This window comes from Frateuria hangzhouensis (genome assembly GCF_026410505.1).
Lineage (GTDB): Bacteria > Pseudomonadota > Gammaproteobacteria > Xanthomonadales > Rhodanobacteraceae > Frateuria_A > Frateuria_A hangzhouensis.
The window spans coordinates 39,255-59,818 of record NZ_JAPMIU010000001.1; the positions used below are offsets into that span (position 1 = coordinate 39,255).

The 20,564-nt window shown below is 67.7% G+C and carries 17 protein-coding genes; 13 read left to right on the forward strand and 4 right to left on the reverse strand.

Features of this window, described 5'->3' with window-relative positions; translation table 11 throughout:
* Positions 1-127: 127 nt before the first annotated feature.
* A complete protein-coding gene (locus tag OSC30_RS00155) occupies positions 128-2,497 on the reverse strand; it encodes a 3-hydroxyacyl-CoA dehydrogenase/enoyl-CoA hydratase family protein (RefSeq protein WP_267169810.1) in 2,370 nt (789 codons plus the stop codon).
* A gap of 78 nt (positions 2,498-2,575) precedes the next feature.
* Positions 2,576-3,190, reverse strand: coding sequence for a TetR/AcrR family transcriptional regulator (locus tag OSC30_RS00160; RefSeq protein WP_267169811.1), 615 nt, complete (start codon positions 3,188-3,190; stop codon positions 2,576-2,578).
* 226 nt (positions 3,191-3,416) lie between these two features.
* Here OSC30_RS00160 and ndk point away from each other — a divergent pair, with 226 nt between their 5' ends.
* The 7 genes from ndk (at position 3,417) to der (ending at position 10,296) form a co-directional block, all read left to right on the forward strand.
* Complete coding sequence (ndk, locus tag OSC30_RS00165) at positions 3,417-3,842, forward strand: nucleoside-diphosphate kinase (protein WP_267169812.1); 426 nt, start codon at positions 3,417-3,419, stop codon at positions 3,840-3,842.
* An 8-nt stretch (positions 3,843-3,850) separates the two neighbouring features.
* Positions 3,851-5,011 (forward strand): dual-specificity RNA methyltransferase RlmN, encoded by a 1,161-nt coding sequence (rlmN, locus tag OSC30_RS00170; protein ID WP_267169813.1) that lies wholly within the window; start codon positions 3,851-3,853, stop codon positions 5,009-5,011.
* Positions 5,001-5,789: a type IV pilus biogenesis/stability protein PilW gene (gene pilW, locus OSC30_RS00175; RefSeq protein ID WP_267169814.1), complete on the forward strand. Its 789-nt coding sequence runs from the start codon at positions 5,001-5,003 to the stop codon at positions 5,787-5,789. Before rlmN ends, pilW begins: the two co-directional genes overlap by 11 nt.
* On the forward strand, positions 5,786-6,748 hold the full coding sequence (locus OSC30_RS00180) for a helix-turn-helix domain-containing protein (protein WP_267169815.1): 963 nt from the start codon (positions 5,786-5,788) through the stop codon (positions 6,746-6,748). The genes pilW and OSC30_RS00180 overlap by 4 nt, the downstream gene beginning before the upstream one ends.
* Before the next feature lie 243 nt (positions 6,749-6,991).
* Positions 6,992-7,642 (forward strand): YfgM family protein, encoded by a 651-nt coding sequence (locus tag OSC30_RS00185; protein WP_267169816.1) that lies wholly within the window; start codon positions 6,992-6,994, stop codon positions 7,640-7,642.
* On the forward strand, positions 7,639-8,868 hold the full coding sequence (bamB, locus tag OSC30_RS00190; protein ID WP_267169817.1) for an outer membrane protein assembly factor BamB: 1,230 nt from the start codon (positions 7,639-7,641) through the stop codon (positions 8,866-8,868). The genes OSC30_RS00185 and bamB overlap by 4 nt, the downstream gene beginning before the upstream one ends.
* Before the next feature lie 27 nt (positions 8,869-8,895).
* Entirely contained in the window at positions 8,896-10,296 is a 1,401-nt protein-coding gene (gene der / locus OSC30_RS00195) for a ribosome biogenesis GTPase Der (protein WP_267169818.1), read from the forward strand.
* Between the two features lie 80 nt (positions 10,297-10,376).
* Here der and OSC30_RS00200 read toward each other — a convergent pair whose 3' ends face one another.
* Positions 10,377-10,943, reverse strand: coding sequence for a GNAT family N-acetyltransferase (locus tag OSC30_RS00200; RefSeq protein WP_267169819.1), 567 nt, complete (start codon positions 10,941-10,943; stop codon positions 10,377-10,379).
* 159 nt (positions 10,944-11,102) lie between these two features.
* Between OSC30_RS00200 and folD the strand changes: the two genes are divergently transcribed.
* The 4 genes from folD to tadA all read left to right on the forward strand — a co-directional run bounded on the left by folD (position 11,103) and on the right by tadA (position 15,933).
* Positions 11,103-11,954: a bifunctional methylenetetrahydrofolate dehydrogenase/methenyltetrahydrofolate cyclohydrolase FolD gene (gene folD, locus OSC30_RS00205; protein ID WP_267169820.1), complete on the forward strand. Its 852-nt coding sequence runs from the start codon at positions 11,103-11,105 to the stop codon at positions 11,952-11,954.
* 148 nt (positions 11,955-12,102) lie between these two features.
* Complete coding sequence (guaB, locus tag OSC30_RS00210; protein WP_267169821.1) at positions 12,103-13,560, forward strand: IMP dehydrogenase; 1,458 nt, start codon at positions 12,103-12,105, stop codon at positions 13,558-13,560.
* 166 nt (positions 13,561-13,726) lie between these two features.
* Positions 13,727-15,307: a glutamine-hydrolyzing GMP synthase gene (gene guaA / locus OSC30_RS00215; protein WP_267169822.1), complete on the forward strand. Its 1,581-nt coding sequence runs from the start codon at positions 13,727-13,729 to the stop codon at positions 15,305-15,307.
* A gap of 140 nt (positions 15,308-15,447) precedes the next feature.
* A complete protein-coding gene (tadA, locus tag OSC30_RS00220) occupies positions 15,448-15,933 on the forward strand; it encodes a tRNA adenosine(34) deaminase TadA (protein WP_267169823.1) in 486 nt (161 codons plus the stop codon).
* Positions 15,934-16,017: 84 nt separating this feature from the next.
* On the opposite strand, the gene OSC30_RS00225 is transcribed toward tadA, so the two are convergent.
* Positions 16,018-16,890 (reverse strand): NAD-dependent protein deacetylase, encoded by an 873-nt coding sequence (locus OSC30_RS00225; protein WP_267169824.1) that lies wholly within the window; start codon positions 16,888-16,890, stop codon positions 16,018-16,020.
* 142 nt (positions 16,891-17,032) lie between these two features.
* Between OSC30_RS00225 and OSC30_RS00230 the strand changes: the two genes are divergently transcribed.
* Together OSC30_RS00230 and OSC30_RS00235 are read left to right on the forward strand one after the other, a co-directional pair.
* Positions 17,033-17,248: a DUF3606 domain-containing protein gene (locus OSC30_RS00230; RefSeq protein WP_267169825.1), complete on the forward strand. Its 216-nt coding sequence runs from the start codon at positions 17,033-17,035 to the stop codon at positions 17,246-17,248.
* Positions 17,248-20,472 (forward strand): maltotransferase domain-containing protein, encoded by a 3,225-nt coding sequence (locus tag OSC30_RS00235; RefSeq protein WP_267169826.1) that lies wholly within the window; start codon positions 17,248-17,250, stop codon positions 20,470-20,472. The genes OSC30_RS00230 and OSC30_RS00235 overlap by 1 nt, the downstream gene beginning before the upstream one ends.
* The last annotated feature ends 92 nt before the right edge of the window (positions 20,473-20,564 follow it).

Here is a 20,564-nt window from a genome sequence, read left to right on the forward strand (position 1 = left end):
GTTCGACGTCATCCTGGAATCCCCGTCCACCCGGCGCTTCCAATAATGTTTGGCCACATGGTCTCGGGACGCAGGGGCTTGCCAGCTCTACGAATCCCGGATCCCGAATCTCGAATCCCGTACCGCCTCAGTTCCTCAACGGCTTCCCCGTCGTCATCGTGTGGGCGATGCGGGCCTGGGTCTTTTCGGTCTTCGCCAGTTCCACGAAGTGCTTGCGCTCCAGCGCCAGCAGCCAGGCCTCGTCGACCAGCGAGCCGCGCTCGATGCCGCCGCCACACAGCGTGTCGGCGATACGGCTGGCGATGCCCACGTCGTGTTCGGAGGCGAAGTAGCCGGCTTGCAGGTTGACCAACGAGGCCTTGAAGGTGGCCGTGCCGGTATCGCCGGCGACCGGGATCGCGCGGGCGGGCAGGGGCGGGCGCCAGCCGCTTTCGGCCAATGCGGCGGCGACGGACTTGGCCACGTGCAGCAGCTCGTAGCTGTTGAACACCACCACGTCCGCCTCACGCAGCAGGCCCAACTGCTTGGCTTCCAGCGCACTGCCGGACACCTTGGCCATCGCCACCGTCTCGAACACCTTTTTCAGCGATTCGAACGGATCGGCCGGGTTGGCCTGCGCGGCGCGCACGGCCAGTTCCTTCAGCCCACCGCCGGCCGGCAGCAGGCCCACGCCCGCCTCGACCAGGCCGATATAGCTTTCCAGCGCGGCCACGGTGCGGGCCGAGTGCATCTGGAATTCGCAGCCGCCACCCAGGCACAGGCCGCGCACGGCGGCAACCACGGGAACGAGCGAGTGCTTGATGCGCATGCTGGTGCGCTGGAAATTCTCGACCATCGCCTGGAAGGCGTCGAACTTGCCGTCCTTCAGCAGACCCAGCGCGCCCTTCAGATCCGCGCCGGCGGAGAACGGCTCACTGGTCTGCCAGATCACGACCGCCTTGAGCTTTTCCTCGGCCACGCCGATGGCGTGCTGGATGCCGTCGAGCACGTGGTCGTTGACCGTGTGCATCTTGGTCTTGAACGAGAGGATGCCCACGCCGTCCTCGCCCAGCGTCCACAGGCGCACACCGTCGTTCTCCCAGACAGTGGTGCCCTGGTCGAACTTCTCACCCAGGATCGCGTCGGGGAATAACTGGCGTGCGTAGACCGGATGCTGCGAGCGCGGCTTGTAGTTGCCGGCGGCGGCCGACCAGGAACCTTCCTTGCCGTGCACGCCGTTGCGTCCGTCGGTGACCCAGCCGGGCAGCGGAGCGTCGCTCATCGCCTTGCCGGCCTTGATGTCCTCTTCGATCCAGCTGGCGACCTGCTGCCAGCCGGCGGCCTGCCAGGTCTCGAACGGACCGAGCTTCCAGCCATAGCCCCAGCGGATGGCGAGGTCGACGTCGCGCGCGGTGTCGGCGATGTCCGCCAGGTGGTAGGCGGTGTAGTGGAAGAGATCGCGGAAGACGGCCCACAGGAACTGCGCCTGCGGGTCAGCCGAAGCACGCAGCTTGGCGAACTTCCCGGCTGGATCCTTGATCGCGAGGATGGCGGCGACTTCCTCGGACGCCTTTTGCCCGGACGGCACGTAGTCGCCCTTGGCCGCATCAAGCACCAGGATGTCCTTGCCGACCTTCTTGTAGAAGCCGGCGCCGGTCTTCTGGCCCAGCGCACCGGCGTCGATCAGGCCCTGCAGCACCGCCGGCGTCTTGAAGTACTTGTGCCACGGATCGTCGGCGAGTGTGTCGCCCATGGTCTTGATCACGTGCGCCATGGTGTCCAGGCCGACCACGTCGGCTGTGCGGTAGGTCGCGCTCTTCGGACGGCCGATCGCAGGTCCGGTCAGCGCATCGACCGTGTCGAAGCCCAGCTTGAACTGCCCGGTGTGGTGCATGGTCGCCAGCATCGAGAACACGCCGATGCGGTTGCCGATGAAGTTCGGGGTGTCCCTGGCAATGACCACGCCCTTGCCAACCGTCGTGGCGAGGAACGCTTCCAGGCCTTCGACCACCGAGGCATCGGTGAGCCGGGTCGGGATCAGCTCGACCAGATGCATGTAGCGCGGCGGGTTGAAGAAGTGCACGCCGCAGAAGCGGTGGCGCATTTCTTCCGGCAGCGCTTCGGCCAGCGTATTGATCGACAGGCCCGACGTGTTGGAGGCGATGACCGCGGTCTTCGACAGGTGCGAGGCGATCTTCCTGTAGAGATCGAGCTTCCAGTCCATCCGCTCGGCGATCGCCTCGATGACCAGGTCGACTTCCTTGAGGTGGTCGAGGTCTTCGTCGTAGTTGGCCGGAATGATCGCGGACGCCAGGTTCCTGTCCGCCAGCGGCGCGGGCGAGAGCTTCTTCAAGTTCTCGATGGCCTTGAGCGCGATACCGCTCTTGGGCCCTTCCTTGGCGGGCAGGTCGAACAGCACGGTTTCGACACCGGCGTTGGTCAGGTGCGCGGCGATCTGCGCGCCCATGACGCCGGCGCCCAGCACGGCGGCCTTGCGGATGCGTAGTGTTGCGGGCATTGGCTTCTCCAGGGGATGCGGACAGCGAAATGGAAAGAGGCTAGGAGCCGGCCGTGGCCGGTCAGTCAAGTCAGCGAATCAGGGATGGCTCAGACCGGCCACGGCAAAGCGGATCAGATGCGCGATGGTCTGCTCGCGGTGGGTCGCTTCGCTGACGTCGCCCTTGCGCTGGATCATGCCGAAGCCGGACATGGCATGGGTCAGTGCGCCGGTGACCAGGTCGATGCGCCAGTACAGCTCCTCGCGGCTCAAACCGGGCAGCAGGCGGGCGAACTCGGCGGTGAACTGGCGCATGACGTGGCCGTAGTTCTCGGACAGGAACTGGCGCAGATGGTCGTCATGCTCGGCGAACGCGCGCGCCAGCACGCGCATGAACAACGAGCCGCTGCCGTCGCTGGAGAGCGCCAGGGCAGGGCGGATGAAGGCGTCCAGCACGGTTTCCAGCGTGGTTCCCGGCTGGCCGGCCACTTTCGACAGTGCGGCCAGTCGGTGCGCGTTCAGCGTATCCAGGCGGCGGCGGAACACTTCCTCGACCAGCTTGTCCTTGGATCCGAAGTGGTAGTTCACGGCAGCCAGGTTGACCCCGGCGGCGGCCGTCAACTGGCGCAACGACGCGCCATCAAAGCCACGCTGGGCGAACAGCAGCTCGGCGGCGGTGAGGATGCGCTCCTTGGTCGAGGCGGAACTGTTCACGCGTAGGCTCGCTCATCGGCAGGGAATCAAACGATCGTTTGAGCATACGCGCGGCGCTTCCAGCACGTCAAACGGCCGTTCGCTTCACGCCCAGCCCGCTTGCGATCAGGTTAGAATCTGTCAAACTTTCGTGAGCTAAATCCGTATTTCGTGTCGGATTTGGCCCTACATTGGTCGGCAAGTGAGCCGATAGCCCATTCAGATACCAGTTTTCCGGAGCAGACCCATGGCGCTGGAGCGCACCCTTTCCATCATCAAGCCCGATGCCGTCGCCAAGAACGTGATCGGCCAGATTTACGCCCGTTTCGAGCAGGCCGGCCTGAAGGTCATCGCCGCCAAGATGAAGCAGCTCTCCCGCAAGGAGGCCGAAGGCTTCTACGCGGTGCACAAGGAGCGCCCGTTCTTCAACGCGCTGGTCGAGTTCATGATCTCCGGCCCCGTGATGATCCAGGTGCTGCAGGGCGAGAACGCCGTGCTGAAGCATCGCGACCTGATGGGTGCCACCAACCCGAAGGAAGCCGCGCCGGGCACGATCCGCGCCGACTTCGCCGATTCGATCGACGCCAACGCGGTGCACGGCTCCGATGCCGCCGAAACCGCCAAGGTCGAGATCGCTTACTTTTTCCCGGAAACGGACGTCCTCCCGCGGTGAGATAAGTTGTGAACCAGGCTGTACCCACTTCGTCGAACGACCCCAAAGCCGCAAGCGACAAGGTCAACCTGCTCGATTTCGATCGCCAGGGGCTGCGTGATTTCTTCGCGCAGCTCGGCGAGAAGCCTTATCGCGCCGAGCAGGTGATGAAGTGGATGTACCACCACCTGGAAGACGACTTCGGCAAGATGACCGACGTGGGCAAGGCGCTGCGCGCCAAGCTCGAGGCCACGTGCTACGTCGGTCCGCCGAAGACGCTGCTGGACAAGGCCGCAGCCGACGGCACGCACAAGTGGCTGCTCGGCATGGATGGCGGCAACGCCATCGAGGCGGTGTACATCCCCGAGCCGACCCGCGGCACGCTGTGCGTGTCCTCGCAGGTCGGCTGCGCGCTCAATTGCCAGTTCTGCTCCACCGGTGCGCAGGGCTTCAACCGCAACCTGTCCACGGCCGAGGTGATCGGCCAGATGTGGGTGGCGGCCAAGCATCTGGGCAACGTCACGCACCAGAACCGGCGCATCACCAACGTGGTGATGATGGGCATGGGCGAGCCGCTGCTGAACTTCGACAACGTGGTCAAGGCGATGAGCCTGATGCGCGACGATCTTGGTTTCGGGCTGGCCGCCAAGCGCGTGACGCTGTCCACCGCCGGCATGGTGCCGATGATCGACAAGCTGTCCGATGCGATCGACGTCTCGCTGGCGGTGTCGCTGCACGCGGCCAATGACGAGTTGCGCACCGAGCTGGTGCCGCTCAACAAGCGTTACCCGATCGCCGAGCTGATCGGCGCCTGCCAGCGCTGGGTCGCGCGCAAGCCGCGCACCTCGATCACCTTCGAATACACGCTGATGAAGGGCATCAACGACCAGCCCGAACACGCCCGCCAGCTGATCAAGCTGATGCGCAAGCTGCCGACCTGCAAGGTCAACCTGATCCCGTTCAATCCCTTCCCTGGCACCCGCTTCGAGCGCTCCGACGCCGACACCATCCGCGCGTTCCAGACCCAACTGCTCAACGCCAACATCCTCACCATGCTGCGCCGCACGCGTGGCGACGACATCGATGCGGCTTGCGGCCAGCTCAAGGGCCAGGTGCTCGATCGCACCCGCCGCCAGGCCGAATTCCGCAAACGCCTCGAGCACGGAGAAGGAGTCGCGCATGCGTCTTGAACGCTGGATGGGGGCAGCGCTGGCGCTTGCGTTGGCTGGGTGCGTGACCACGACCACCGAGACCGGGAGTCTCGGCGGCAGGCTGCCGCATACCAGCAAGAGCCAGCAGGCCGAGGACGCCGCGCGCATCCACACCGAGCTCGGCCAGCAGTACATGGCCAACGGCGACCTGAAGACCGCCATGGAGAAGCTCAACCGGGCGTTGCAGTTCGACCAGGACTACGCGCCGGCGCACACCGTGCTGGCCGTGCTGGAAGAGCGCATCAATCGTCCCGAGCAGGCCGAGCAGCACTACCGACGCGCGGCGCAGCTCGAGCCGGACAAAGGCATGCCGAACAACAACCTGGGCACCTTTCTTTGCCGCATCGGCAAGGGTGCCGAGGCATTGGGCTATTTCCGCAAGGCCGTGAAGGATCCGTTCTATCCCACGCCCGACGTGGCTTGGACCAACCAGGGCATCTGCCAGTTGCACATGCATGACCTGCCCGGCGCCGAAGCCAGCCTGCGCAAGGCATTGGACACCAATCCGAAGAATGGCGACGCGCTGCTGCAATTGGCCAACGTGCTTTATCTGAACAACGACGCCTTCCGCGCGCGGGCGTTCATCCAGCGCTTCGAAGCGCTGGGTCAGCCTAGCGCCGTGGCGCTCAAGCTCGGCCACGACATCGAAACCCGTCTGGGCAATACGGATGCTGCCCACACTTACCGCAGGCGACTGCAAGGCCAGTTCCCGGATTCGGAGCAGGCCCGCGCCCTCGACGCACCCGCTAGCCCATGACCTCCCAGCAGCCCAATCCCGGCCTTCGTGCGATTGATCTGTTCGCCGTTGCGGCGATCACGGACGGCCCGTCGGACGAACCATCCAGTTTCGGCACCCGCCTGCGCAGTGCGCGCCAAGCGCGCGGCCTGGACATCGAAGCCTGCGCGCACGCGCTCAAGCTCCCGGCGCGCGTGTTGCGCCAGCTGGAGAGCGACCAGCGCGACGGCATCGATTACGCCGTCTACCTCGCCAGTTACATCACCAAATACGCCCGCCACCTTGGCGTGGACGAGGACGCCATCAAGGCGGAGCTGGCGAGCATCAAGCGCACCGTTCCCACGCTGGTGGCCACCGGCGGCATGTCGCATTCGCGCTACCTGCTCGAGCGCTACGCCACCGCCGCCACCTACGTGGTGCTGACGGCGGTGATCGTGGTGCCGATGGTGTGGCTGGGCGTGCGCGGCACGCTCGATCGCGATCTGAGCCACCTGGCGCCGCTTGACGCAACGCCGGTAGCGCAGCAGGACGCATCAATCCACGCGGCCGGCAGCGCCGGAACGACTGCGGCCGCTTCGGCCAGCCAGCCGGGCGCCGACGAGCAGCCGCTGATGGCCTCGATGGCGCCCTTCCCTGGCCTGGACGGCGGCAGCCTGACCGCGGCCCGTCCCGCTACCGCGACGTCGGCCCCTGCACCCGCCCCCGTGGCTGCCGTGCCTGGCGGCCACAGCCTCACCGTCCAGCTGGGTGAGGCGAGCTGGGTCGAGGTCGTTGCCGCCGATGGTTCGCGCCTGGAGTACGGCCTGCTGCCGGCTGGCAGCAACCGGACCTGGACCAGCGCCCAGCCGCTGGACGTGCGCATCGGCAACGCCGGCGCCGCCAAGGTGAGCATCGACGGCCAGCCGCTGTCGCTGGAGACCTACCGGCACGCCAACGTGGCGCACTTCCGCGTGCGGAACGGCAAGCCCAGCGACGCCTGATCGGTCCGGTACCGCGGCCCTCGCTGGCCGGCCGGCTGCGTCACGAGCGCGTTCGGAACGCCGCTTCGACGCGGGCCGCTTTTCGAAGCCCGGGCTATTCCCACTGCCCGCGGCAGCGGTCCTTCGGTTATGCTTGCCCATTGACCGCGCCACGCGCGCGGTCATGGCTTTTCCCAACTCACTCTTCGCCCCGCGCCGGGTCGGCCCACGCCGTCGCGGCGCGCGCTTTTGACGGACAATTGCATGGCATTCGACGCATACGACGATTACGAACAGGGCGAACGCGTACAGCAATGGTTGCGCCAGAACGGCCTGTCCATTCTTATCGGCATCGTCATCGGCCTGGTCGCGATTTTCGGCTGGCAGCAGTGGCGCAACCACCAGGCCACGCGCCAGATGGAAGCGGCCAACATCTACCAGCAGCTGCAAAGCGCGCTGGCCGCCGGCAAGGGCAGCCAGGCCGACCAGCTGGTCGACCGCCTGCAGAAGGACTACGCCAAGTCGACCTACGCGGTGCTTGCCGCCAGCGATCTCGCCAAGCGCCAGGTCGAGGCCAAACAGCTGGACAAGGCGTTGGCCTCCCTGCAGTGGGCGCGCAATCACGTCGGCGACAACGTGCTCAAACCGCTGATCGAGCTGCGCGTGGCCAAGGTGCAACTGGCCGCCGGCAAGGGCAACGACGCGCTGACCACGCTCGACACCGTCACCGCCAAGGGCTACGAAGCGCTGCGCCAGGAACTACGCGGCGATACGCTGGTCAAGCTTGGTCGCGCGGATGACGCGCGCAAGGCCTACCAAGCGGCATTGGCCGCGATGGATGAAGACGCGCCGCAGCGCGCTGCCTTGCAACTCAAACTCGACGATCTGGCCGTGGCCGGGAAGCAGGGCGCATGAAGGTACTTGGCAAAACCCGGATCGGCATGAAGCGCGCCGCGTTGGTGGCATTGGTCGGCCTGGTCGCACTGGCCGGCTGCCACAGCTCCAAGAAGGAGAACGTCAAGCCGCCGACGCCGCTGTCCAAGGACTTCCAGCCCACCGTCCAGGTCACCCGCCTGTGGCGCGAAAGCATTGGCGATGGCGCCGCGGAAACCGGCGTGCGCCTGCGCCCGACGGTGGTCGACGGCGTGCTGTATGCCGATAGCGCCGACGGCAAGCTGGTCGCGCTCGACGCAGCCACCGGCAAGACGCTCTGGTCCAAGAGCTCGCGCACCCACGGCTGGTTCGGCTGGGGCGACAAGGACCGCAAGGACGCCTTCTATGCAGGCGGTCCGGCCGTCAGCGGCGACCTGCTCGCGGTCGGCACCCTGGACGGCCACGTCTATGGGGTCAACGCGAAAGACGGCAGCCCACGCTGGGAAGCCACGCTCAAGTCCGAAGTGCTCGCCTCGCCGGTGATCGTGGGCGACCTGGTGGTGGTGCGCACCGGCGACGGCCGCGTCTATGGCCTGGATACCGCCAATGGCGAGCGCCGCTGGGTCTACGACCAGAGCGAAGTGCCGCTGCTCAGCCTGCGCGGCAACGGTCCGCTGCTGGTCGCCAATGGCGTGATCTTCTTCGGCAGCGACGGCGGCAAGCTGGTCGCGCTGCGCCTGGACAACGGCGAGAAGCTGTGGGAGCAGAACCTGGCCAGCGGCGAAGGCCGCACCGAGATCGAGCGCCTGGACGACGCCGACGGCGCGATCGTGCTCGACGGCCGCACGCTTTACGGCGCCGCTTACCACGGCAACCTGATGGCCATCGACGGCCCCAGCGGCCGTCCGCTGTGGACCCACCCGTTCTCCACCTATGGCTCGCTGGCCGTGCACGGCAATGCGATCTACGCGGTGGACGAGGACTCGCAGGTGTGGGCGTTCGACAAGAGCTCCGGCACCGAGATGTGGAAGAACGACAAGCTCAAGTACCGCTGGCTGACCGGGCCGGCGGTGCAGGGTGACTATGTGGTGGTCGGCGACATCGAGGGCTACGTGCACTGGCTGCAGACCGGCGACGGTGCAGTGGCCGCGCGCGAGCGCCTGTCCCGCCACGCCATCCGTGCCCAGCCGCTGGTGGTGGGCGATATCGTGTACGTCGAGGACGTGGAAGGCCGCATCGCGGCTTACCGCCTCGGCGGCGCGCGCTGATCGCCGCTCGCAGGTAGATGCTCAATCATGCTGCCCGTCGTCGCCCTGGTCGGTCGTCCCAATGTCGGTAAATCGACCCTCTTCAATGCACTGACGCGCAGCCGCGACGCCCTGGTGGCCGACATGCCGGGTGTCACCCGCGACCGGCATTACGGCGTGTGCCATCTTGGCCCGCGTCCGTTCGTGGTGGTCGACACCGGCGGCCTGTCCGGCGTCGAGGAAGGTATCGACGCGCTCACCGCCCAGCAGGTACGCCTGGCGATCGAGGAGGCGCAGGTGCTGGTGTTCGTGGTGGACGCCCGCGACGGCCTGCTGCCGCAGGACCAGGGCATCCTGGGCGAGCTGCGCCGCAGCGGCAAGCCGATCATCACTGCGGTCAACAAGACCGACGGGCTGGACGAAGAAACCGCGCTGGCCGAGTTCGCCCGCTTCGGCATCGCCACCACGCTGCCGCTGTCGGCCGCACACAACCGCGGCACGGAGGACCTCATCGCCGCGGCGTTGCCGCTGCTGCCGCCGGACCGTGACGAGCTGGCCGAGGCGGGCGTGGACGAAGGCGTCCGCGTGGCCATCGTCGGCCGCCCCAACGCCGGCAAGTCGACCCTGATCAACCGCCTGCTCGGCGAAGATCGACTGATCGTTTCGGACGTCGCCGGCACCACGCGTGACCCGATCCGCGTCCCGCTGGAGCGCGACGGCAAGCGTTACACGCTCATCGACACCGCCGGCGTGCGGCGTCGTGCGCGGGTGGAAGAGGCCGTGGAGAAATTCAGCGTCATCAAGACGCTGCAGTCGATGGCCGCCGCCCAGGTCGTGGTGCTGATGATCGACGCCCGCGAGAACCTCGCCGACCAGGACCTGACCCTGATCGGCCACGCGATGGAAGAGGGCCGCGCACTGGTCATCGCCGCCAACAAATGGGACGGCATGGATCCGTACCAGCGCGAGCAATGCCAGCGCACGCTCGAGCGCAAGCTGGTATTCGTGGACTGGGCCAAGACGGTGTTCATCTCGGCATTGCACGGCTCGGGCCTGCGCGAGCTGATGCGCGCCATCGTGCGCGCGCATGCCTCGGCCACGCGCGAACTGACATCGGCCGACCTCACCCGCGCGCTGGAAAAAGCGTACGAGGCCTACCAGCCGCCGCTGGTCCGCGGCCACGCGCCCAAGCTGCGTTTCGCGCATCCGGGCGGTTCCAACCCGCCGACCATCGTGATCCACGGCAGCCGCACCAAGCACATCGCGCCGGCCTACCGCCGTTACCTCGAAAACTTCTTCCGCAAGCGCTACAAGATGGAAGGCACGCCGATCCGGATCGACTTCCGCGACGGCGAGAACCCGTTCGCCGGCCGCAAGAATGTCCTCACCGAGGGCCAGCAACGCAAGCGCCAGCGGATGATCCGCGAGATGAAGAAGCGCAAGAAGTAGCGGCAAGCGCGCTCCTCTGCGGGAGCCCGCTCCAGTGCGGTCTTGAAAGCATCGCCCGCAACTCCTGCAAGGGCGGGATCTCAACCTTGCGGTGCGAGATCCCCGGGTACCAGCGCATAGACCGCCGCGTCCCTGGCCGCTTCGTGCGTCCAGATCCGGTGCCGAGCGATTGCTTCGAAGCGCGCCCCCGCCTGCTCGGCGGTGCGCCGGCTTGCGTGGTTGTCCGGTAGCACCACGATCTCGATGCGGGCCAGCCCCAGCGTCCTGAAACCGAACCGGGCCGCCAGTCTCGCCGCCTGCCGCGCGATGCCATCGCCCTGTCGCGACTGGCGCACCCAGTAGCCCAACGCCGCGCTGCGGTGTGCGAAGTTGCGCTGGTTCAGTCCCACGCTGCCGAGCAGGGCATTGCTGCCGCGTTCGAATACGCCGAACGCGAAATGCTCGTCCGCCATCCAGCCTTCGCGGCAGTGCCGTATCCACGCCTGCGCTTGGCGCAGGTCGTAACCGGCATGGCACCAGGGCAGCCAGCGGCCGACGGTTTCCAGCGATTCCTGCACCGCCAGGTGCAGCGCCGGCGCATCGGCCGGCTGCCACGGGCGAAGGCGCAGCGGGCCATGGGCAAGTTCCAGGTCGAGAGGCAGGGACACAACAGCTCCATGGGTCGCGGGCCGTAGGGTGGGCTTGAGCCCACCGTGGTCTTGCACTGCCGGGCACGGTGGGCTGAAGCCCACCCTACGGGACAGGTTGCGTTTGTGCAGGTTCCGTCGCCCCGGGATAATAGGCGCCTTCGCAGAACAGGCAGGCCCATGACCGCACGCATCCTCGACGGCAAACGCATCGCTCAGGAATTGCTCGAGCGGGTAGGGCGGCGCGTGGCCGAGCGCAAGGCGCAGGGCCAACCGGAACCGGGCCTGGCGGTGGTGCTGGTGGGCGACGACGCGGCCTCGTCGGTGTACGTGCGCAACAAGCGCAAGGCCTGCCACCAGGTCGGCTTCCGCTCGTTCGACTACGACCTGCCGTCGAGCACGACCCAGGCGGAACTGTTCGCCCTGATCGACCAGCTCAATGCCGACCCGGCGGTACACGGTATCCTGGTGCAGTCGCCGCTGCCGCCGCACATCGACGAGGACGCGCTGGTCGATCGCATCGACGCCGGCAAGGACGTCGACGGCTTCCAGGCGGTCAACGTCGGCCGCCTCGCGCTGCGCCGTTTCGGCCTGCGCCCGTGCACGCCCAAGGGCGTGATGACGTTGCTCGGGCACACCGATCGCCCGGTGCGCGGACAGCATGCGGTGGTGGTCGGCGTGTCCAACCACGTCGGCCGTCCGCTGGTGCTGGAGCTGCTGATCGCCGGTTGCACCACGACCTGTTGCCACCGCTTCACCCGCGACCTGGAAGCGTTCGTGCGCCAGGCCGACATCGTGATCGTCGCGGTGGGCCGGCCGGGGCTGGTCAGGGGCGAATGGGTCAAGCCCGGCGCGGTGGTGATCGACGTCGGCATCAACCGGCTGGATGACGGACGGCTGGTGGGCGACGTCGAGTTCGCTCCCGCGGCCGAACGCGCCAGCTGGATCACGCCGGTGCCCGGCGGCGTGGGGCCCATGACCGTCGCCACGCTGATGGAAAACACCCTCGAGGCTGCCGAAGCCCGCGCGTAGCCCGGGCAATGCTCTTGTTCGATAACGGGCTCGATACCGGATCCGTGCCAGAGCATCGCCCACAAGTGGGCTCCTACAGGTTGGCCGCATCTGGCGACCATTACAGCCACGCGCGTATAATCCCATCTTTGCAGCGAGACCCACCCGCATGCGCATCCTCGCCGAGGCACTGACCTACGACGACGTGTACCTCGTTCCGGCCCACTCGGCCGTTCTCCCACGCGACGTCGACACCTCCACGCGGCTCACCCGCAACCTGCGCCTGAACATTCCCATCGTGTCCGCCGCCATGGACACCGTGACCGAGGCGCGGCTGGCCATCACCATGGCCCAGCAGGGTGGCATCGGCATCATCCACAAGAACATGACCGCCGCGCAGCAGGCCGCCGAAGTGCGCCTGGTGAAGAAGTTCGAGGCGGGCGTGATCCGCAGCCCGATCAGCGTGGGGCCCAACACCTCCATCCGCGAGGTGCTGCAGCTGACCCGTTCGCACAACATCTCCGGCGTGCCGGTGGTGGATGATGAAAAGCTCATCGGCATCGTCACCAGCCGCGACCTGCGCTTCGAGCGCAAGCTCGAGGATCCGGTGCGCAACATCATGACCCGCCAGGACAAGCTGGTGACCGTGCGCGAAGGCACCAGCCAGGACGAAGTGCTGCAACTGCTGCACAAGTTCCGCATCGAGAAGGTGCTGGTGGTCAACGACGACTTCCAGCTGCGCGGGCTGATCACCGTCAAGGACATCCAGAAGGCGCGCGACAACCCGCATGCCGCCAAGGACTCGCACGAGCGCCTGCTGGTCGGCGCCGCGGTCGGTGTCGGCGGCGATACCGAGCAGCGCATCGAGGCGCTGGTCGATGCGGGCGTGGACGTGCTGGTGGTCGATACCGCGCATGGCCATTCGCAGGGCGTGATCGAGCGCGCCGGCTGGGTCAAGAAGCGCTACCCGCAGGTGCAGGTGATCGCCGGCAACATCGTCACCGGCGAGGCGGCGCGTGCGCTGCTCGACGCCGGCGTGGATGCGGTCAAAGTGGGTGTGGGCCCGGGCTCGATCTGCACCACGCGCGTAGTCGCCGGCGTCGGCGTGCCGCAGATCACCGCGATCGACATGGTGGCCACGGCGCTGAAGGACGAGATTCCGTTGATCGCCGATGGCGGCATCCGCTATTCGGGCGACATCCCCAAGGCGCTGGCCGCCGGCGCGTCCACTGTGATGCTCGGCTCGATGTTCGCCGGCACCGAGGAATCGCCCGGCGAAGTCGAGCTGTTCCAGGGCCGCTCCTACAAGAGCTACCGCGGCATGGGCTCGCTGGGCGCGATGGCGCTGGGTTCCAAGGACCGCTACTTCCAGGAAGAGGCGGATGCCGACAAGCTGGTCCCCGAAGGCATCGAGGGCCGCGTGCCGTACCGTGGCCCGCTGCGCAACATCATCCACCAGCTGATTGGCGGCCTGCGCGCCTCGATGGGCTACCTGGGTGCCGCCACGGTCGAGGACGTGCGTCACAAGGCGCAGTTCGTGAAGGTGACCGGTGCCGGCGTCACCGAGGCGCATCCGCATGACATCCAGATCACCAAGGAAGCGCCGAATTACCGGCTCAATTCCTGACTTGGCTTCAAGGCCCTCTTTCCCGGCACAGCCGGGGGCGAGGGTTGGGAGAGGGGGAGGCCTCTCGCTTTTGCTTTTTCCTCCCAGTCGCCCACCAAAAGCCTCCCCCTCTCCCCAGCCCTCTCCCCCGGCTGCGCCGGGGGAGAGGGAGCTATAAGGCCGAGCCATGACCGACCTGCACAGCGACAAGATCCTCATCCTCGACTTCGGCGCGCAGTACACCCAGCTGATCGCCCGCCGCGTGCGCGAGCTCGGCGTCTATTGCGAGATCTGGGCGTGGGACCACGACCCCGCGCAGATCGCCGGTTTCGGCGCCAAGGGCATCATCCTTTCCGGCGGTCCCGAGTCCACCACGCTGCCCGGCGCCCCCAAGGCACCGCAGGAAGTGTTCGAGTCGGGACTTCCGATTCTCGGCATCTGCTACGGCATGCAGACGCTGGCCGCGCAGCTGGGCGGTGCCACCGAGGCGGCCGACCAGCGCGAGTTCGGCCATGCGCAGGTCGACATCGCAGGCAACAGTCGCCTGTTCGAGCGGCTGAGCGACCACGCCGATGCGCACCGGCTGGACGTCTGGATGAGCCACGGCGACCACGTCAGCCAGGCGCCGCCGGGCTTCACCGTCACCGGCACCACCGACCGTATTCCGGTGGCGGTGATGGAAAACCAGGACAAGCGCTGGTACGGCGTGCAGTTCCATCCGGAGGTCACGCATACGAAGCAGGGCAGTGCGCTGCTCAAGCGCTTCGTCACCGACATCTGCGGCTGCGCCACACTGTGGACCGCCGACAACATCATCGAGGACCAGATCGCGCGCGTGCGCGAGAACGTCGGCAGCGACCACGTGTTGCTGGGGCTCTCCGGTGGCGTGGACTCCTCGGTGGTCGCCGCGCTGCTGCACAAGGCGATCGGCGACCAGCTCACCTGCGTGTTCGTCGACACCGGCCTGTTGCGCTTCCAGGAAGGCGACCAGGTGATGGCCACCATGGCGCAGCACATGGGCGTCAAGGTCATCCGTGTCGACGCCGCCGACCGCTACTTCAAGGCGCTCGAAGGCATCGCCGACCCGGAGGCCAAGCGCAAGATCATCGGCCGCCTGTTCGTGGAGATTTTCGACGAGGAGTCGACCAAGGTCACCGCTGCCGGCCACGGGCAGGTGAAGTGGCTGGCCCAGGGCACGATCTATCCGGACGTGATCGAGTCCGCCGGCAGCAAGACCGGCAAGGCCCACGTCATCAAGAGCCACCACAACGTCGGCGGCCTGCCCGAGGACATGAAGCTGGGCCTGGTCGAGCCGCTGCGCGAGCTGTTCAAGGACGAGGTGCGCCGCATCGGCGTGGCGCTGGGTCTGCCGCGCGAGATGGTCTACCGCCACCCGTTCCCCGGCCCGGGCCTGGGCGTGCGCATCCTGGGCGAAGTGAAGCGCGAATATGCCGAACTGCTGGCGCGCGCCGATGCAATCTTCATCGACGAGCTGCGCAAGGCGGACCTCTACGACAAGACCAGCCAGGCCTTCGCCGTATTCCTGCCAGTCAAGTCCGTCGGGGTGGTGGGCGACGCACGCGCCTATGAATGGGTGATCGCGCTGCGCGCGGTGGAAACCATCGACTTCATGACTGCGCACTGGGCGCACCTGCCGTACGATTTCCTCGGCAAAGTCTCCAGCCGCATCATCAACGAACTGCGCGGCGTCTCGCGCGTGGTCTACGACATCAGCGGCAAGCCGCCGGCAACGATCGAGTGGGAGTGAGCTCCAGACGCTGTGGAAACCTGACGTAGGGTGGGCTTGAGCCCACCATCGCCCCCCCCCCCGCGGCGAAACTGCGGCAGGCTGAAACCTTCCTCACGCCAGGTCTCCGCGTTACGCACACACCCGTTCGCCAGGTCCCGATGATCGATCCGCTTTCCCATGCCCCAACTTTCTCGGCCGAGGACGAGGCCTGCATGCGCCGTGCCCTGCAGCTGGCCGCGCATGCGCGCGATGCGGAGAGCGAGGTGCCGGTTGGCGCCGTGCTGGTGCACGAGGGCCAGATCGTCGGACTCGGCTGGAACCGCAACATCACGCTGCACGACCCGACCGCGCACGCCGAAATCATGGCTTTGCGCGCGGCCGGCCAGAAGCTGGCCAACCACCGCATCGTCGGCGCCACGCTTTACGTGACGCTGGAGCCCTGCTCGATGTGCGCGATGGCGCTGGTGCATGCGCGCATCGGACGGGTGGTGTATGCCGCCACCGATCCGAAAACCGGCGCCGCCGGCAGCGTATTCGACACCCTCGTGTCCGAGCGCCACAACCACCGCGTGCTGGTGCAGGGCGGTCTGCTGGCCGCCGAATCGGCGGAGATGTTGCGCGAGTTCTTCCGCTCGCGGCGGTAGTGCTGCTGGTCCGTAGGGTGGGCTTCAGCCCACCATTGCCCCAGCAGGCGGTGGGCTGAAGCCCACCCCACGTCGCCCGCGCGCTCAGGTGAGCAGGAACGCCAACGCCTCGGCGCACGGCTGCTCCACCTTCAGGCTCAACAACGGATCGCCGCGCGTGCGTCCCAGGTTCACCGCAGCCACCGGCTTGCCGGCGCGCGCGGCGGCGTGCACGAAACGGTAGCCGGAGAACACCATCAGCGAGGATCCGACCACCAGCACGGCATCGGCTGATTCCAGCGCCTGCAGCGCTTGCATGACGCGCTGGCGCGGCACGTTCTCGCCGAAGAACACCACGTCGGGCTTGAGTACGCCGCCGCACGCGGGGCAGGGTGGCACGTCGAAGTCGTCGAACGGCGCCGCTTCCAGGTCGGCATCGCCATCCGGGGCCTCGGCAGCCGTCAGCTTCGACCAGGCCGGGTTGCGGCGCTCGAGCGACTGCTGGAATTCATGGCGGGGCTGTCGCCATTCGCATGCCATGCAACGCACCTCGTCCAGTCGCCCATGCAGGTCGACCACCTGGCGATGGCCGGCGCGCTGGTGCAGGCCGTCCACGTTCTGCGTCACCAGCAGCGCGAGCTGCCCGCGCGCCTCCAGCCGCTGCAGCGCGTGATGGCTGCCGTTGGGCTCGGCGCGCCCGAAGTGGCGCCAGCCGAGCAGGCTGCGCGCCCAGTAACGCTTGCGCGTGGACGCCTCGCCCATGAAAGCCTGATAGGTCACCGGAGGCGTGCGCTTCCAGGCGCCATCGGCGTCGCGGTAGTCCGGAATACCCGAATCGGTGCTGCAGCCGGCTCCGGTGAGCACGAACAGGCGCGGATGGCTCTCGATGAAGCGGGCGAGCGGGGTAGCGTGCATGGGGGCAAGTATGGCGCGCTGCGCGACCGTGGGAGCGCCCTCGGGTGCGACCGCACGCCGCATGCCACCGGGCACGCGGGTCGTGCCCGGAGGCGTCTGTGCAGGAACGGTTTACGACTGTCTCATCTTTCCGTGACGGCGCCTTCAGCGCACGACCACGAAGATGATCGCGCTGCCGCGGCCCCGCGCGGCCACAGGTGATGCAATGAACCCGTCCGACCGGACCTTGAACACGATCAACGACAGAGATCCGTTCGCGATGCGGTACTGGTCCAAGCAGTTGCGCATTTCCGAACGCGACCTGCGCGAGGCCATCGCCGCGGTCGGCACCAGCACGCAAGCCGTCCGCCAATACACCAATCGGCCGCAGGCCAGCCACGCGGACAGGCCGCGCGGTGCCAGCCGCCGACGCGGCGACTGATGGCCAGGCGCAAGGGGACAGCGGACGTGCCCGCCGGCGACGGTACCGGGCACCCGCGCGAGCGCCGTGCATCCTCCAACCCGGGAGCCACCATGCCGGCACACGCGGCAGCGCCGCCTCGCATCCTCAGCCTGCCCACCGCGTTCGATGCCGCCAGCGGGGCGCACTCGCCCTGGCTGCAACATGCGGCTGAGCTCGGCTTCAGCCACGTGCTGGCACCGGCGAGCCTGCTTGATGAGGGCTACGCGGCGATCGCGACGCTGGCGGGCCGTTGCCGCGAGCACGCACTGGGCCTGCTGCTCGACGTCGACGTGGCGCGGGCGCTGCCTGCCGACGCGACGATCCGCGCCCACCATCCGGAGTGGTTCCACGCATTGCCCGATCCGGGCGTGTTGCCGGACCCGCGCTGGCCGGCGGCCGAGGCCGGCGTGCGCTGGCGCTTTCACGACGACGCGGTGGCGCCCGAGGCGCTGGCATGGTGGTGCGAGCGATTGCACGAGGCACTGAAAGCGGGTTTGGCCGGATTACGGCTGCTGTCGCTGGATGCCGCACCGCCGGGGTGGTGGGCGCACCTGGTCGACGGCCTGCGCGGCAGGGCGCCACAGGTCCTCTTCCTGGGCTGGACCCAGGGGCTGGCACCGGCCGAACTGGCGCCATTGGCGGACGTCGCCTTCGACTACGGATTCTGCTCGGCCGAATGGTGGGATTTCCGCGCCGGCTGGCTGGCGCGCGAATTGCGCCGTGTGGCCGAGGTCGCCCCGCCGCTTGCGTGCGCCGCGGCGCCGTTCGGCGATGCGGAGGCCAGGCCGGGCTCCGGTCAGCATGAACTCGCCGAACGGCACCATCGCCGCGCCGCCTGGTTTGCCGCCGCCTCCGCCAGCGGCTGGCTGATGCCGGCCGGCTTCGCCCGCGACGAGGAGCAGGCGCTCGACGTCACCGCGGATATCCGCGCCATCAATGCATGGTTGCGCGCGCTGGGCACGCAGGCACGTGAGCCGGCGGCGATCCATATCGACGACGCCTGGATCGGCGTGCTGCGTCGGCAGGGCGACAAGGCATGGCTGGCCCTGTTCAACGCCCGGCTGGATCGCGACACCCCGGTCGACTTCGGCGCCATTGGCGGCGGCGCGGCCAGTAGCTACGGAGAGTGGCGGGCGCCCGATGGAGCCACCGCCGCCGAGCCGGTCACGCTCGCTCCCGGCGAAACGCGCGTTCTGGAGGGCACCCGCACCCGCCCGGTGGCCGCCCGCGTCGCCACCACCGCTCAGAAGCAGGCGTTGGCCCAGGCCACGCAGGCACCGCGCATCGCCATCGAAGCGGTCACCCCGTGCGTGGACGAAGGTCGCTTCGCGGTCAAGCGCGTGGTCGGCGACATGGTGACCGTGGAGGCTGACGTGTTCATGGACGGCCACGACAAGCTCGCCGTGGCGCTGCGCTGGCGTGCGCTGGATGAAAAACAGTGGCACGAACAGCGCATGCAGCCGCTAGGCAACGACCGCTGGGCCGGCCGCTTCACGCCCACCCGCATGGGCCGGCACGAGTACACCGTGCAGGCCTGGCGCGACGCCTACGCCAGTTATCGCCACGAGATCGTGGCCAAGCACGACGCCGGCGTGCCGATCGCGCTGGAGATGCGCGAAGGGCAGATGCTGGTCGAGGCCACCGCGGCCAGCGCCACGCCGGCAAGACGCAAGCCGCTGCGCACGTTGGGCGCTGCGCTGGCCAAGGCGGACGATGACGAGGCGCGCTACCGCCTGCTGATCGCCGAGGCCGCACATGCGGCGATGACGCAGGCCGACCCGCGCCCGTTCGCCGTGGAGCACCCGCCGCTCAGCCTGGAGGTGGACCGCCGTGCCGCACAGTTCGCCAGCTGGTACGAGCTGTTCCCGCGCTCGATCACCGACCGCCCCGATCGCCACGGCACTTTCCGCGACGTGATCGGCCGCCTGCCGGCGATCCAGGCGATGGGCTTCGACGTGCTGTATTTCCCGCCGATCCACCCGATCGGCCGCGCCTTCCGCAAGGGCCGCAACAACACGCTCACGCCGGACGAACACGATCCGGGCAGCCCGTATGCGATCGGCTCGGCCGAGGGCGGCCACACCGACATTCATCCTGAACTGGGCACGATCGAAGACTTTCGCGCCCTGCGCGACGCCGCGCAGGCACACGGCCTGGAGCTGGCGCTGGATTTCGCCATCCAGTGTTCGCCCGACCACCCCTGGCTGGCCGAGCATCCGGACTGGTTCGACTGGCGCCCCGATGGCAGCCTGCGCTACGCGGAGAACCCGCCGAAGAAATACCAGGACATCGTCAACGTCGACTTCTACGAAGAGGGCGCCGTTCCCTCGCTGTGGCAGGCGCTTTGCGACGTGGTGCTGTACTGGGCGGCCGAGGGCGTGCGCACTTTCCGCGTGGACAATCCGCACACCAAGCCTTTCCCGTTCTGGGAGTGGATGATCGCCCGCGTGCGCAGCCAGTATCCCGACGCGCTGTTCCTGGCCGAGGCCTTCACCCGGCCCAAGCCGATGTACCGGCTGGCCAAGCTCGGCTTCAACCAGTCCTACACCTACTTCACCTGGCGGCACACCAGGCAGGAGTTCACCGACTACCTCACGGAGCTGGCGCAGGGCCCGCCGCGCGACTTTTTCCGTCCCAACTTCTTCGTCAACACGCCGGACATCAACCCGTATTTCCTGCAGCAGTCCGGACGCAGCGGCTTCCTGATCCGGGCGGCGCTGGCGGCCACGCTGTCCGGCCTGTGGGGCATGTATTCGGGCTTCGAGCTGTGCGAAGGCGTGCCGATCCCGGGCAAGGAGGAATACCTCGACTCGGAAAAGTACGAGATCAAGCCGCGCGACTGGGACGCCCCGGGCAACATCGTCGCCGAGATCACCCAGCTCAACCTGATCCGGCGCGAGCAACCGGCGTTGCAGAGCCATCTCGGCGTGCGCTTCCTGCGTGCAGACAACGAGCAGGTGCTGTTCTTCGAGAAGACCGCGCCGGGCGGCCGCGACCGCGTGTTGGTGGCGATCAACCTCGATCCGCACCACGCCCACGCGGCCGACCTGTACCTGCCGCTGGCCGACTGGAGCGTGGCCGAGGACGCGCCGCTCACCGTCGAGGACCTGCTGCACGACGCCACCCTGTCCTGGCACGGCGGGCGCCAGCATGTATGGCTGGGGCGGGACATGCCGTACGCGATCTGGCGAGTGGAGGCATGAGCATGCTGCAGATGATTCCATTCCTCGCGCCCCGTTTTTGCTCCCTCCCCTGCGTGCAGGGGAGGGCTGGGGAGGGGTGCTCTTCGCAGCCA

What these genes read in the sequence shown, in the direction of transcription:
- OSC30_RS00180 (WP_267169815.1), top strand. Translation starts at nt 5,786, where the DNA reads ATGACCTCCCAGCAGCCCAATCCCGGCCTTCGTGCGATTGATCTGTTC.
- pilW (WP_267169814.1), top strand. Translation starts at nt 5,001, where the DNA reads ATGCGTCTTGAACGCTGGATGGGGGCAGCGCTGGCGCTTGCGTTGGCT.
- guaB (WP_267169821.1), top strand. Translation starts at nt 12,103, where the DNA reads ATGCGCATCCTCGCCGAGGCACTGACCTACGACGACGTGTACCTCGTT.
- bamB (WP_267169817.1), top strand. Translation starts at nt 7,639, where the DNA reads ATGAAGGTACTTGGCAAAACCCGGATCGGCATGAAGCGCGCCGCGTTG.
- OSC30_RS00185 (WP_267169816.1), top strand. Translation starts at nt 6,992, where the DNA reads ATGGCATTCGACGCATACGACGATTACGAACAGGGCGAACGCGTACAG.
- OSC30_RS00155 (WP_267169810.1), bottom strand. Translation starts at nt 2,497, where the DNA reads ATGCCCGCAACACTACGCATCCGCAAGGCCGCCGTGCTGGGCGCCGGC.
- OSC30_RS00225 (WP_267169824.1), bottom strand. Translation starts at nt 16,890, where the DNA reads ATGCGGCGTGCGGTCGCACCCGAGGGCGCTCCCACGGTCGCGCAGCGC.
- OSC30_RS00230 (WP_267169825.1), top strand. Translation starts at nt 17,033, where the DNA reads ATGAACCCGTCCGACCGGACCTTGAACACGATCAACGACAGAGATCCG.
- folD (WP_267169820.1), top strand. Translation starts at nt 11,103, where the DNA reads ATGACCGCACGCATCCTCGACGGCAAACGCATCGCTCAGGAATTGCTC.
- guaA (WP_267169822.1), top strand. Translation starts at nt 13,727, where the DNA reads ATGACCGACCTGCACAGCGACAAGATCCTCATCCTCGACTTCGGCGCG.
- ndk (WP_267169812.1), top strand. Translation starts at nt 3,417, where the DNA reads ATGGCGCTGGAGCGCACCCTTTCCATCATCAAGCCCGATGCCGTCGCC.
- tadA (WP_267169823.1), top strand. Translation starts at nt 15,448, where the DNA reads ATGATCGATCCGCTTTCCCATGCCCCAACTTTCTCGGCCGAGGACGAG.
- OSC30_RS00235 (WP_267169826.1), top strand. Translation starts at nt 17,248, where the DNA reads ATGGCCAGGCGCAAGGGGACAGCGGACGTGCCCGCCGGCGACGGTACC.
- der (WP_267169818.1), top strand. Translation starts at nt 8,896, where the DNA reads ATGCTGCCCGTCGTCGCCCTGGTCGGTCGTCCCAATGTCGGTAAATCG.